Origin of the sequence: Pseudomonas sp. BE134, from assembly GCF_031456105.1 — a bacterium.
Lineage (GTDB): Bacteria > Pseudomonadota > Gammaproteobacteria > Pseudomonadales > Pseudomonadaceae > Aquipseudomonas.
The window spans coordinates 56,923-72,186 of sequence record NZ_JAVDUA010000035.1 but is presented as its reverse complement, the minus strand read 5'-3'; the positions used below and the strand labels follow the sequence as shown (position 1 = coordinate 72,186).

Below are 15,264 nucleotides of genomic sequence, written 5' to 3'. Positions count from 1 at the left end.
GTCGCATCATGACGGGCTGGCTCCGGAAAGAAATCGAGAGCACAGCATCAGACTTTAATAGGCGGCTTTGAATGTGGGGTTCATGGATCCCTTACTTTTAACGGGTGATGCTTGCCTGGTTGTTTCTGGTGCTCTTGCATTTCTGAATGTTTAGTTGGTAATTAATTGTCTGTTTTATTTTTTGAGGCTGAAAATCAATTCGGTTAGTGTTGGTTTAATGCGTTGATCAATTCGTCAATTGTTACTCTACAAGGAAGTGTGTTTATGCAAGAGCGAGATAAAAGTCGTGCGGGCGGTTATGTAAGTTTTATCGATTTGTTCAAGTTGTCTGATCTTGAACAGGCGCTGCACGAACATAAAGGGACCGATGAATATGACGCGGTATTTCGGTATTACTTCGGTTGCATTGGCCAACTCGATTTTCCACGGATGCGGGTGCCGCTTGGATTGCTGCTTCAGGCACTTGGATCTTTTATAGAGCCCACAAAGCGACGCCGGCGTTCCGCGGAAGTGACGGTGCAGGCGGAACCGGGTGAAGGTCAGCCTCCAACCCTGACGGACATTCTCAACCGCGTTGAAGATTTTCAGACGCGCTTGTCCAGCAGTGTTGAACAGTTAACGGTCGCCGCCACCGAAGTGCCGAAAAACCTGCACTTTGTATGGCTTGGCGGTGGCGTCGGGGACATCCAGCGCGATTACATCAATGTCTGGAAACAGGCCCTCGCGGGGGAAAGCTATAACCTCAAACTCTGGTACGACAGCGACGCGTTGCTGGCCTACGAAACCAACCGGATCATTGTTGAGGCGGCGAAGGCTGATGCGATGATCAACGGTGGGGCGATTAGCAAAACAGCGTTTGAGCTGGGTGACAAGTACGAAGAGCGAGCCATTGTCCTCAAGCAGCAGATGAGCGCGCATATCACCAACGCGGTAAAACGCGGCGAAAAAGCCGACGATGCGCGAATTGATCTTCTGGTCCGCGCTTATGGGCAGAACGAAGCGCACTTGAAAGCCTTGAAGGTAAAAAACAGCGAGAGCCTTTCGGTGCTGGCCGAGGGCAGTCTGGAACTTTGTGATCTGGCGAGCAATGGTACGCCGCTACGCTTGCAGACTATATACGACCGAGAAGTCAGGCTGCGCGGCAACTTTGCCGCCGCCTCCGATGTTGTACGCGTCGAGGCCTTGATGGCTGAAGGAGGAAGTTACGCGGATGTCGATAACCTGCCGCCACTTCTGGAAGTGCTGGGGGAGGTGGACATCAGCCAGTTTGGCGTTGATGCACGCCTGGGCGTGCTGCAATTGTTGCTTGATCACAATCCCGAATGGATGCCGGGCCGTCAGGCGCTTCGCAGCAAGTACACCGACTATTTTGAGGTCATCCCCCAAGAGCATCGTCCGGCCCTGGAACGTTTTGCCAAAAGTCGTCCAGCGTTGAAAAGCGTTTTCCGCCCGCCCGTCGAGCGCCTCGTTCGTCCGGCCGGACTGCGAGCTGTCGCCGAGCAAAGCAGTTTGAGTAATGCCTTCCTGATGGCGCATCCCGACTCGGCAATGCTGAGCGCAGTCATTGAACGTTTCAGGCTCAACTATGAAATTGTCGATGCCACGGCACGGTTGGCCATGCAGAGAAAGGTTGCCTTGATCGACGTTGAGGCCATGATCGATCTTGCGCGGGAGGTCGTCGAGGAAAAATTCGGTCCCTTGCGCGACCTGCCTGAGGAAGAAGACCTGTCGCTCGGTTTTCTGATTGAAGCGGCAGCCACCTATTACAGCGATGGAATTCGCCCCCAGAGCGAAGTGACGATCTACCTGACCGGACCTGCGGCGATGCGTGATGCGATCGCAGCCTACGTCAGAATTCACTTCACCCCTCAGGCAGCTGACGCCTGGCGAGAGGACGTCACTATTGCCCCCATTGCGACCGTCAACCGAGCGACCGAGGAGGAACTTGATCACTCCTGGAAGGAAAACACGAGTGACACCTCCCAATGGCTGGCCAGTGAGCAAAAGCGCTGGCTAGAAGGGACATTCAAAAACCGTTTCATGGGTGACATGACGCAACTGCTGAAGTACCAGAGCATTGATTTCGAGGAAGGCTGGCCGGTCATCGAAGGTCGCCATGTGTTGTCGACCGGTCTGTTGCAGCACTTGGCCGATGAACTCGGTGAGCCGTTTCTGCGAGCGATGAATGAACAGCGCAGCGATACGGTGACGTTTGAAAAGGCCGTGCCGTTGAGCTTTGATGACCGGCAATCGATCCTCGCCCAAGACGCAAAAACGCTGCCTCCTGCTTCGCTGAGCGATACGAGGACGCGGCTTTTATCGGTCGATGAAATCTTGACCGGATTCGCCAGCGGCTCGTTCCTGACGACGCAATTGAGCCCCGCTCAGCGCCTGTTGCTCGGTGCTTTGTTGGGGGCCAAAGCACTGGATAACCGTAGCTTCGAGGCGGTGAGTAGCAATTTGGATAACCTGGCCAACACCCTTCGCGATCTGGGTGTTTCGGGGCGTTACGCGGTCATTGAACGTCAGCTCTTCAAACACAATGCGCCGGCCTTCGTGGCAGGAATGAACAGCGCGCCCGACGAACCGCCAGCATTCTCCGAGCATGCACTGGAACTCAAGGCCAATGCGCTCGCGCAGCCGTTGACGTTGCGTCAATGGGGGCAACACGTCGCCCGCATCCAACAGGTCGCCAAGCTTGAATTCCGTGACCGGATTGTCGAGCGAGTGAGCATTGTTCTGGACAGCTTCCATGCGGGTACGACAAAACTGGTACCGCAGGATCTGCTTCTGCAGGGGGCTGGCGAGCGGGTGGGTGGCCGCTGTTATCCGCTGGCGCTGGCAATGGCCGCGGCGCTGGTACACGGCCCTGCCGCCGCCAATACCTTGCGGGAGCGCTTCTACCTCGGGGTTATTGACCCCGAGGAAAAAGACTCCGCGGTCTTTCTGCACGCCGTGGAGGAAATGCGCGGCGTGCAGCTTAACGAAATGGGCACCGCCCTTGCGCGCTCTGATGTGGCGCAGGTGGTGGCGGTACTGGAAGCCAGGACAGCCACCAGTACCTTGATGCTCAACTCCGACAATCACTCGATGCTGGTGGCGAAAACCTTTGTCGGCGAGCGCGGCCTCTATCACTTCTACGATCCGAACTTCGGTGTGTTCGAGTTTGAGCAACCGCTGCTTTTTCGCGAGGCGTTGGAGCAGTTCTTCCTGCAACATGAAATGGCCAGGCAGTACGCCGCTTATGGCGAGGCAATCCGGCCAACGTTTGACCTGATCGAACTGGACGGTGCGCGTCTGTCCGCTACGTTGTTGCCATCGGGGATTCGTGTCTCCGAGCTGCTGCAACCCGGCCCCTTGAAGGAACTGTCATTGCCTGTGGTTCGGCAGCGCCTGGCGAGTGCTCACGGCGAGTCGCTGATGAATAATCCGCGGCTGGGCAGCAGTCTGCTGGGGCTCGACAGCTATGGATGGAGCCAGCAGATACGCGAGGCAACCACTGAACTACTGGAAAAAAATCAGCTGGCACATGGTCTTGTCCCGTTGTTCGAGACACTGGAGGTTACCCCGGTTGGCGAGTATCGCTTGAGCCTGATCGATCCCCAGAAGCCTGAGCATCTGGTGCAAGTCATCACCAACGATCAGCGCTTCCTGCGCATCAAAACCTATCTGTCAGAGCAATTCTCTGCGCTGGCCACAAAACCCCGGGCACCGCTCAATGAGTTGGATCCGACAGGTGCCGGCAGCGTTCATACCTTGAACGCGGGTTTCACCATCCAGGCGTTGATGAACGCGTTGCGAAATCAAGAAGGTGCTGGAAAACCATTGACGATGGCCGTTCGGTTGCACGCTTACGTCAACTACGCACAGTTGGTACATGGCAATGTGGTCGATGTAGTAGGGCTGGTCAAACTGGTGCGACAAGCGCTGGCTGAAGAGAAGGTGATCGCGCAAACCTGTGCTCCGGTGGTGACCGAAGCATTGGGGCATGTCGCTAATGAAGGTGTGGGTACTGTTTTAGGTTTAGCTAACACAGGTTTTGATATCTACCAGTTGTCCACGGCTGAAAACGACGTTGAGCGCGCGCAGTACGGTACTCAGCTGGCATTCGATGCTGCCAGCGTGTTACTGGCGGGAGCCGGGATTGGTGCTGGCGTGGTAGGGGCGAGTACAGCGGCCGCAGTACTCGGTGGTGCCGGTGTGATTCTGGGCGGCCTGGCAATCGGTGCGGCAGCACTCGCCCAGGGTTTTGCGGTCATTGCCGAGGAGGTCAAACAGGTCGGGCTGTTTTTTGACGGGCTGGAACGAGCGTATCGCGAAAGCGGTTATAGGTTTGATGAGGCGGCCAGCGCGTGGTTGCCTCATTCGGCAGTGGTTTTCCAGACGCTGGACCTGAAGGCGCGAACCCTGGCATTCGGTAGCCCTGAACTGTTCCCCCTGCGTGATCATTTCGGTGTCCCCGACTTTGACGCGGATTACGAGCGAGCGATTGATATTCGCCGCGAGCTTGGTTTGCCAGGACGTGCCGCGTTTGCACCTGTTGCGGGTCAGACCATCGTGCTGCCTTGCACACCTAAAACGGTTTACGGCTATGAATACAAATGGCTGCCTTTTTCGACGCTGCGCCACGATGTCGGGTTTGATACGGCGCGCCGCCTGGAGAAGAGGAAAGCGGATGGCCAACGTCAGTTTCTGTTTTCGTTCTATTCGTTTCCCGGTGACTACATTGTTTATCGCCTGAACCCGGTCTATCAGCCGACGGTGATCAATGTTCAGCTCGATGCGATCGCGCGCACGCTGGTGGTGCCCGCCCTGCCGAAGTCGTGGCACGACAAGATCACTTATAAAATCGAGGGTGCAGGTGCCAATTGCTCGATCGTGCTCAGTCCCGGGGTGAGGATCGAACTGGAGTCGCCAAGTCAGGAAACCTCGCGTTGGTTGCTGCAAGCCTCATGGGCTAAACAAAGCGATATTCGCGTTGAGTCTTTTGGCGGGCTCTTTATCGGTGCCATCAACGTGGAGATGAGCGGCAAGGGGCACCATGAGGTCCTGATAAAGATCGGCAAGAATCAAGTCTTCAAAGTTGATTTTGCCAAGATGGCATTGATGCTTATAGAGCAAGACGCGACTCCAGGCATGGATGCCGAGGTGTTGCATGATCACTTCAAAATGTTGGCCCGAGCGCATCGCCTGGGCATGCCTTACACGCCGGTTCATCAGTTTCCGGTCCCGTTCGAAAAACCGGATGAACCCAGGTTTACGAGCGCTTGGTACGACTCGGCTGTCGATCGCTTTCTGTACTTTCGCGACGATGAGCTGGGGGAAGCCGATGACGCGTTATTGGGCGCAGTGGTAGACGGTTATGCGTACTTCTATGACCCGCGAAACTACTTTGTCTGGCAAGTTGATGCAGTGACGGGCCTGCTTCATCGGCGTTATCGACTGTTGCTCGCTGAAGCCGCCGACAGTCTCATTACCTACTGCAAAGAGACGGCGCATGGGGTGATCACCCTCGTGCAGAAGGTCACTCGTAAAGATCAGACGGTGGATGAGTTTGTCTACCAGCTGCATCAAGACGGACTGTTCTTGAGTTCGATGACCCGGGACCTGGACCCGGTGTTGGACGCGGTCGTGAGCAAAAGCGAGACACTCAGCGACTGGGCGCAGGTGTTGGGTGAGCATGTTTTGTTTTCGCCTGCGCCGGCCAATGGTGTGGTGACCTCAGTCGACTGGCAGCCTGCGGTGTACGTCTCGATTTGCTGGAAGGTGGATGCGACGCTGCGCGACCTGGCCTGGATTCGCAGCAGTGATCGCCTGATTATTTGCCCAACCGCGTCGCGACACCGGGAACGAGGCTGGCCAGATTCCATCAAGTATCTGCAAGAACTCATACTTGTCCCACCGGCAAACAATGAGGGTGATGCGTTTGTCGTCTACGACAAGGCCGCCAAGCGACTGTCTCGGCAACAACGAATGAATGGGACTTGGTCCGTTGAGCGGATTGAACCCGCAGGGCTGGTGAATGTGGTTGCCATTGAAGAGGAATATCTGGCACTGACCGATAAAGGCCTGTTCTTCAATGTGACCGCCGAAGGTCGCCTGCAATTGGGTGGCCTGACAGATGACTGGCTCAAGGATAGGGCACGATGGTGGTTGGCGCTCGACACAGTAGTTAGCCAATACCCGGTCGCGAGTTTTGCCATTGTGGGGTTGACCCACTTGCACGGTCATCTGCGGTTAAGTGCCTGGTACGTGAACAATCGGTTGCTGTTATCCGACCTGGGGCGTGGCGGGGAAGTGCGCTTGCTGAGCGTTACACCGGACAACATCGGGGCCTGGTTGCTGGAACTTTCAACCGGTGAAATCTACCGGCAGAGCTTCATCGATCCTGCGCAACTGGACAGTGCGTTTGGCCAGGGCTCGAGCTTGTTGCAGGCCGATGCGATACCGCCACCTGTGCGTGAGTGGGCGCCCTGGCGGTTTGCCGATGTAATAGCAGAAGGCGCAGGACTTCGCGCCACAACGCTTGAGGGCATCAACGTGGAGTTGCGTTATCAGGAATCGGTGTTGATCACTGGGGTCGATAGCCAATGGGTGACTGTTCAGACCGGCCCGTTGCAGGATGGACTCAAGCAATTGGTGGAGAACCACCGGCACGCGGCCTTCCTGTCGATTGAGAAACCCGACAATCTGCAATGGTATGTGTCCCAAACAGGACGATTGATTCGGGTTTCGAAAGCTTCGATAACCGACGACTTCGAACTCCTGGGCACTCAGCAGCAGACCAATGTGTTGCTGCATGAGCGTAAAGACGGGCTGCTGCACACCTACCCGAGCATGGAGCAGGCCGGTCCCGTCCGTTATGTTCAGCGCAATGCCGAAGTGCTGGCGATTGAAGGACAGATGACGGTAAGTGACCTCTTGCCGTTGATTCCCGACGACGTGAATACGTTGGTCCTCGGGCTGGGGCAGGGCGCAGTCACTTACCGCCTGTCGAAGGCTGCCTGGTTCAGGTTGGAGTCGGTCATTGTCGACTGCCGACATTCTTTGGGTCGTTCAGCCTTGATTCCCGGCAAATTGATCTGGGAACTGGACAGACCCGCAAAGCTGTTGCTGAGCAAGGTTGGCGAGCATTTGGTGATGATTGATTCGGACAGTGGGCACAGCCTTATATTTCGTCATGTATTCGCTACGGATCCGGCCTTGCGCGGCGAAGTGTTTCTGGCAATAAGCGGCTATCCGTCGTTTGCGATGTCGAGTCTGGTGAGTGTCCTGATTGCGAGAAATGACACATTGAATAGTGTGTCGCTTTCTGAACTTTTACCAATCAGCAAAGTTGAAGCAGTAGAAGCTTGAGTTTGATGCCCCATCACCTAATTCGCCTGTTCAATGTCTGACGACATTGCCTGCGTTATGTGAGGTGGCCGGGTTCGGCAAACATTATTGAATATTGACTCTCGGCTAACTGACAGGTTTTTTATGTTGGTTTGCTGGGGGCGGCAGTGTCCGCATTGTTGCGCGGATGTTTTAACGTACCTGTTTATTAATTTTTTACTTTGTTTCAAGGACGAAAGTGTAATGAGTCATACTGAAAAAGTGTCGGAACAACAGAGTGTTTTTTTCTCCGCAGAAGAGTTTTCAGCCGTTAAAGCTTCTTTTTACGAGTTTTCCGGAAAGATCGAATATTTAGCCCTTGAACGGTACTATCATCTTGCGAATGAACGTTCCAAGCCGTCTGAAAAACTGGCACCTGTAAAACTCTTTCAGGGAGCATTCGAGTCGCTGCTTCGTCAAAAAAACACGTCGTCACCCACCCTTCGTCAGGCCCATGTCGGCCTAAAGCAATATGCTGCCAGGCTGTCCAATACGGTCGCCATGTTCTCCAAGGCAGCTGCACCCGTGCCCAGGATCATGCACTTCGTTTGGGTCGGGGGCAGTGAAGTAGGCGCGATTCAGCGTGATTACATGAACATCTGGCGTAAGGTCCTCGCTTCAGAGGGGTATACCTTCAATCTTTGGTACGACAGCGATGCCTTGTTGGCCTTCGAGATGAACCGGGTGATTCTCGACAGCGCCAGAGTGCATGCGATGGAGTCCGGGGGCGACCAGGTGACTGACCCGGTGAAACTCTCAAGGATGATCGAGGACCGCGCTCGTGTATTGAAACGGCAAATGGCGGATTATCTCAATCAGCCCCAATGGGCCGACAGGGCAGACGAGGCCCGGATCGACCTGATGGTTCGGGCTTATGGCAAGGATCGCGCAGTGCTGGAAGCATTTCGCCGCAAGTGCCTGGACACTCATTTGAAGATGGCGGGGCAGGATTTGCTGCTGCGGGACGTTCGTCATGAGTTCGCCGACCATTACTTGAAGGATGTTTATCAGCGTGAAGTCGCCATGCGCGGTAACTTTGCCGCGGCCAGTGATGTCGTGCGTTTGCAGGCCGAGTATCTGGAGGGTGGTCGTTACAGTGATATGGATTACTTGCCACCTTTGGCCGATAAGTTGGGTGGAGTTGATATCAAAGGGTATGACGAGATTGCCCGGCTCGGCATATTGCAGCTGTTGCTCAACCATAACGATGCATTGATGCCCGGTCGAGACGCACAGCATTATCCCGACAGGACCGACAAAATTCCCGCTGGGGATAAAGAGGCACTGCTCAAGTTCGCCCGCAGTAAACCCGCTTTACTTGAAGTTTTTGTTCCGCCCCAGGAGAGGCAGGCCCCCAAAGAGGGTTTGCGCATGGCTATTCAATTCGATAGGGAAATGAACTCTCATTTTATCGCCCACCCAGCGGGTGGTATGACCGAATCGATCATGCAGATAATTCGGTTCAACTATGACTGTCTTTTTGAGGTTGAGCGCCGATTATTCCAGAGGGGAAAGCAGTGGGGCGATACCGCTGAATTGCTAGATACCATTCAAAACGTTTTAATTGAAAAAGAAGGTACAGGAACGGCACTCACATTCTCACGCAAACAAATTCTATTCAATTTGGGCCAATCCATTTTCGAGTATTACCAGGACGGAATTCGCATCGGTGCACGCGGCACGATCACCCTGACCGGGCCAGGAGCTGCTGTCATCGGACTGGGTGAGTACACCGAAACGCATCTGGCAGTTGAAGAAATCGCTAATGTCCGCGATCAGTTGAAGTTGACCGAGGGCTATAACGTCGCCACTGAAGAAGAAAAAATATCCGGCTGGACCGTTAATGCCGAGCCTCTTGAATGGCTTGCAAAAGAACAGGAAAAATGGAAAAGCGGCAAACTCCAGTCTCGTTACACCGGGAACATCGTAGAACTTCTAAGGGAACAAACCCTGACCTTCAAACAAGGCTGGCCGATCATTGAAGGCAAGCCGGTGTTACAGACCTCCATTCTTCAGCAGCTACTCAATGATTTGGGTGATCCATTCATCCAGGCAATGAATGACAAGTTGAGTGGCGATGTGACCTTCGACAAACCGTTGTTGATCAGCTTCGACAAGCGCCGGCAAATCCTCGCGCAACCCACCTACGAGCTCCCGGTCTCGATCGGCGCTCAACCCATCGGCAATCTGAATGAGATGTTCACACGCATCGATCATGGCTCGTTGCCTCTGGAGCAAACAAGCCCGTTGCAGCGTGTATTGCTCGGTGGAGTGTTCGGCGCGCAATCGCTGGACGAGGCGGGTTTTGCCAAGACATGGCAAGACGCTCGCGCCCTTGCTGCCAACACGGCTGATCGAGGTCTTTCGGCGCGTTATGAAGCCATTGAACGCGCACTTCTCTCGCAACGCACGGGGGCATTTGAATCCGGTTTTAACCTCCAACCGGCTGCTGAAAACTTCGTGCACAGTGCTCAGGAACTAAAGGTCCGTGCTCTCGCTGAACCGCTGAGTACCCGGCAGTGGGGGGAGCAGGTTGCGCGTATCCAAAAGGTTGCCCATGACGAGTACCGCTCTCAAATTCTCCAGCGAGGTGTCGCCGTTCGGACGCTGTTGTTCAACTCGGGTGCCACGTCTGCCAAGCAGTTGCCCCAAGAGTTGTTGATCCGGGGCGAAGGTGATCCTGGCCGGCGTTGTTATCCGTTGGCGTTGGTGATGGCGGCGGCGTTGAGCAAGGGCGAAGCGGCAGAGCGGACGCTGATCGGCAAAGTGGCTAACGCCAGCCTGGCGCCCGAAGAGCGCGATACTCATGCTCTGTTGCAGATACTGGATGAGCTGCGCGCGTTTCCGATGGCCGATTTTGGTCATAAGGCGGGGAACGCCAGCCTGGAGCAAGCTGTTCAACGGCTGGACGCGAAAGACTCGACCGGTGCGCTGATGCTCAATACCGATAGCCACTCCGTGTTGCTGGTGAAGGGCGGGGTGGCCGGGGAAAGTGTCTACCGTTTTTATGATCCAAACTTTGGTGTGTTTGGATTCGATACGGTGCAGTCCCTTCGACAGGGGCTCGAGCGTTTCTTCGATCTGCCTGGGCTGGCAGCGCTTTATGGTGTGGAAGGCTCGGCGAATGCACGTTTCGATCTCATCGCGCTGGAGGGGGCGCGCATTGCCCAGAAGGCGTTGCTCTCGAACTTGCGCGTTGCCGATTTGTTGTCCAGTGCCCCGGTAATCGGTGGAAAAGAGATCGCAACCTGGCAGCATCACGCTACGTTGCGTGCCCGGGCGTTGTCCGAGAATGCCCGATTGGGGCGCAGTCTGGCGGAGCTGGATGGCAGAGGCTGGGCGCGGCAGTTCGAGCAAGTGATGACCCGACTGCGCGACAGTCATTCGTTGGGACAGGACTATGTGCCGCTGCTGGAAACCGTTCGGGCTGATTCCTCCAGAGAGTGGAGCGTGTCCCTGATCGATATCAAGGATCCGCAAAAAGTCGTTCGCGTCACCGTTGAAGACTCGCGCCTGTTCAAGATCAAGACGTGGTTGCAGGAGCGATTTATTACGTTGGCAGGCAGCGACACTGAGCATGCTCCGGGCGAGCCGTCGGCAGTCAATACGCTGAATGCCGGGTTTGCGATCCAGGCTCTGTTCAATGAGCTGCACAACCATGAAGACAATGCTCAGCGCACCAGCGTAGCGCCTTTGGCAACGGCGGTGCGTCTGCATGGCTACGTGATTTATGCCCAACTTATTCATGGCAACCTGGCTGATATTGCTGGTGTAGTTCAGTTGGTCAGACAGGCTTTGATGAATGAACGGGTAATCGCTGCAACCACTTCCAGTGTGGTGGGCCGCACGTTCGGACGTGTAGCAGGTGAGGGCGTGGGCAATGTGCTTGCTTTGGTCAACGTCGGATTTGACATCTATGAGCTGGCCAATGCAGACAACTCCGCGCAAAAGGCTCGCGCTGCGACTCAGTTGACCTTTGACCTGGCCGGCCTGTTGTTAAGTGGCGTGGCATTAGCCGTGGGCGGCACCGTCGGTGCGTTCGCTGGGCCACTTGCCATTGTGTTGGCCGGTGTTGGTTATGGCGTGAGTGCGCTCGTAAACAACTACAGCGCGATCCTGGAGAAAGCCCAGCAAGTGGGGCTGTATTTTGATTGGCTGAAAAAGAGTTATGGCCTCGGTGGTCATTCCTTGATCGATGGAATTGTTCATCCGACGTCGGAAGTGGTGATAACGACCCTGGATTTGCGCAACCGCATGATCGAATTCGGCAGTCAGGCCTTGTTTGCGGAGCATCGTAGCGGGCCGGGATTGCCCGATTACTATGGCGATATCTCAAAGGTGATCAACATTCGCGAAGGCTGGGGTTTGCCGGGGCAGGCCTTGATCGCCGGAGGCCCGGGCGATGAGCCCGCTGATGACTACTCAGGAAATCGTACGGTCAGCGGAGCGATTTTACCTTGTACGCCCCTGTGCTACTTCGGCTATGAATACCAGCTCATGCCAGGTGCGGTTAATCGTCACGACAAGGGGTTCGATGTCGTCCGTGAGCTGGAGTTTGATGCCCAGGGCAACCGACAGTTCTACTTCACACCCTGGACCCCTTTTGAGTACATCGTCTACACCCTCAGACCAGTCTACAAACCCACCACTGTCAGGGGCTTGCTCGATAAAGACATTCAGTCCCTTTACGTTCCGCAAATGCCGCTGGAGTGGAGAGGACTGATTACCTATGACATTGAAGGTGTCGGAGGGCAGTGCTCATTGTCGCTGAACCCCGGTGTCGCCGCTGTCCGGTTGGTGACCACATCCGCCGATTCGCCGATGCACTGGGTGCTACGTGCACCGTGGGTGGGCGAGGAGGCTGTAAATATCGACCCTACGGGCCTGCGGGTTGATGGTATCGATGTACAGGTTGCATCAGGGACCCAATTGCATATTCAGCTTGAGGGCGGGCAGATGTTCGCCGTCGACTGGACGCACAAACGACTTGTGCTTGAGGAGCAGGAAATCGAAGACGCTTGCGATTCGCGACTGTTGCAGGAGCATCTGGCAAAACTCGCTCACGAACATCGCCTGGCCAGCCCTTATGTGCCGCTGCACAACTTCAGTGTGCCTTTCGCTGATCCGACGGCTCCGATTCGCACCAATGGTTTCTACGAAGTTGCCAAGGACCGTGTCTTGTATGCCCGCAATCTGCCGGCTGCTGTCTGTGCCGACATTCAGTTGGGCGTTGTGTTGGGAGATGATCTGTACTTCTACCATCGCGAACAGCCGACTATCTGGCGCGTTGACGCCATTACCGGGCAGGTGACCCAACGGTATCGGTTGCTGAACCCTGTCCAGGGTTCAACCATCATCGCCTGTCAGGATGCAGGTGCGGCAATTCGTGTCGTCCAGCAGGTCGCGGATCGGGACGGCACTCTTTATCGCATGGACTATCTGCTGTCCGCCGAAGGTTTACATCTCTGTTCCATCGAAACGACTGTGGACGATGTACATGGGTTTACCGGTGAGGACTTTGTCTGGGGCGGCTGGACGCAGTTCCTCGCGGGATTCGACGTACACGATTCGTTTGAGGATTCCACTGTTGGTATGGCCGACTCTATTGAGCACTGGGCTCCGGCGACGTTTGTCTCGATGCAGGTTCGCTTCAAACATCAGCTGCATACCGCCTGGGTGCGCATCAGCGATAACTGGCTTCTCTGGAACCATGAAGTCCAAACGAATGGTTGGGTGTTATTGATGCCTTCATGTACCGATGGCGACAGCGTGCTGTTCTACGATGATGCCCGGCACACCCTGTGGCGCTGGACGCGCAGTACTGGTGACAAGCCGATGTTGGTCGCGGCGCTGAGTGAGCTGAAAAGCATGGTCGCCGTCGCGGGAGGCTACCTGGCCCTCACCCGGGAAGGCTTGCTGTTTGATGTCGGCAACGATGGTGTCATCCGGCTGCAAGGTCTGAACGAGCAGTGGCTCGGCGCTCACCCATCATGGCTGACGGAGTTGCCGGACATCGCCGGGCAGTACTCGGTCGATTATTTGTCGATTGTCGGCCTTTCCAACGCTGAAGGCTTTCCAATGTCCGCCGGGTATCAAGACAAGCAATTGCTGCTTGTTGATCCCGCTCACGGCAAGGATTTGCAACGGCTGGGTTCGACGCCTGACAAACGCGCTGCGTGGTTTTTTGTCCGAGAGACAGGACGGCTTTATCGTCAGGCCTGCCTTCAAATGGAACAGTTGAAGACAGCATTCGGTGATGGCAAGCGATTGCGGCACAACAACGTGATTCCCGCGATGCAGGCAGTATGGCCACAGTGGTCCCTTGCTGATGTCGTGGTGAGTGGCGCCGGTTTGCAAGGTTGGACCCATGACGGCGTCTGCCTTGAGCTGCTCGACGGCGAGCCGGCCATGATCACTGGCGTGGACAAGCGGTTTCTCCCGCAGCAGCTTACCCGGCAGCAGCAGGAGTCGAAGTTGCGACGCTTGATCGACAATCAGCGGTTTGCGCTCGTCTTGAGGGTTGCCAATGAAGGTGAAAGATTCACCTGGTATGACACCTCGGCTGGCCGACTCTTTACCACCGATGGGCGGTTCGACGGGCGGTGGTCTTCATACATCGGGACTCGGGACCGGCAGACCTTTCTGCTCTACGACCCGATCGACCGCGTGCTACTCAGTAACAAACGTGACGTTTGGTTGATGCCATGCGCTGTACAACGCAATGCAGCAGTGCTGACCCTTGAAACCGACCATCGAATCGACGACTTGTTGCCGCTGATTCCCGATGAAATCACCACGCTGATTCTGGCGAGAGATCGGGGCGTATTGGCATGTCGAGTGTCGGCGCAGGTCTGGGGACGACTCGACTGCATCATTGTCGAGTGCGCGCGCTTGAAAGAGGCGGGCGAGTGGATGACCGGCCTATTGACGTTGGAGACTGGGACCCAGGATATGTGGCAGGTAAACCTGATCGGAGGGCATTTGCTGTTTACCGATCCCGACAGCGGACGCAGCCTGGTCTTTCGTGACGCTCAAGCCATGCACAGTTCGCTTGCTCTGAGTCTTCAAGTCCTGGATGGCACGATCGAGGTGCCCCTCGATGAGTTGGTACAAGCCATGGATGGCGTCGATGCGGAGGGGCTCGCGCTGATGTCGCTCGTCAAGAGGTTGAACGACGTGTAAGCCAGCGCAATGAACTGATCCCTGCGTGTGCAATGCCGCCGGCTTTCGAGCCGGCGGCTCTGTTCATTTGGCGGTCAGGGAACCAGATAGCCTTTCACCCCGGTAAAGATGATCTGCGCTGCCAGTGCGCAGACAAACAACCCCATCAACCGGCTGACAATCTGCAAGCCCTGGTCGCCGAGAATACGCTCGATGTGGTTGGCCAGATAAAGCACGACGCCCACGGTGAAGCTCGCCAGGGCGATACTGAGGATGGCCGTGAGTTTGTCGTCCCAATGCGGTTGGCCTATGCCCATCACCAGCAATGCACCGATGGTGCCGGGGCCGACGGTCAATGGAATTGTCAGTGGGACGATGGTCACGTCCTGCTGCACGTTATCGGTTTGCACCGCCGACTTGCCTTGGGCCATGCCCAGCGCCGAGATGAATAGCACGCTGCCGGCACCGATGCGGAACGCATCCACAGTGATGCCGAAGACGCTGAAAATCACTCGCCCGAACAGGTACAGCAAGACACTGGAAACCAGCGTGGCGACCGCCACTTTCCAGGCCAGGCGTCGTTGTTCCTTGCGCGAATAGCCGCGAGTCAAGCTGATGAAGCAGGACAACACGAAGAACGGGCTATAGAGCACCAGCATCTTCAGGTAAACGCTGAATAACACTTGAAGCATGGTGCAAGCTCACTGGCTAGGGACGTCGAGAGGGAGT

At 55.8% G+C, this 15,264-nt stretch carries 3 protein-coding genes; 2 read left to right on the top strand and 1 reads right to left on the bottom strand.

Features of this window, described 5'->3' with window-relative positions:
- The first annotated feature begins 264 nt into the window (after positions 1-264).
- Both J2Y56_RS24710 and J2Y56_RS24705 read left to right on the top strand, forming a co-directional pair.
- Positions 265-7,356, top strand: a complete 7,092-nt coding sequence (locus J2Y56_RS24710; protein ID WP_310353267.1) for a TcdA/TcdB pore-forming domain-containing protein — start codon at positions 265-267, stop codon at positions 7,354-7,356.
- Positions 7,357-7,578: 222 nt separating this feature from the next.
- Complete coding sequence (locus J2Y56_RS24705; protein WP_310353264.1) at positions 7,579-14,556, top strand: TcdA/TcdB pore-forming domain-containing protein; 6,978 nt, start codon at positions 7,579-7,581, stop codon at positions 14,554-14,556.
- A 74-nt stretch (positions 14,557-14,630) separates the two neighbouring features.
- Here J2Y56_RS24705 and J2Y56_RS24700 read toward each other — a convergent pair whose 3' ends face one another.
- Positions 14,631-15,227: a MarC family protein gene (locus J2Y56_RS24700; protein ID WP_007945221.1), complete on the bottom strand. Its 597-nt coding sequence runs from the start codon at positions 15,225-15,227 to the stop codon at positions 14,631-14,633.
- Positions 15,228-15,264: the final 37 nt, after the last annotated feature.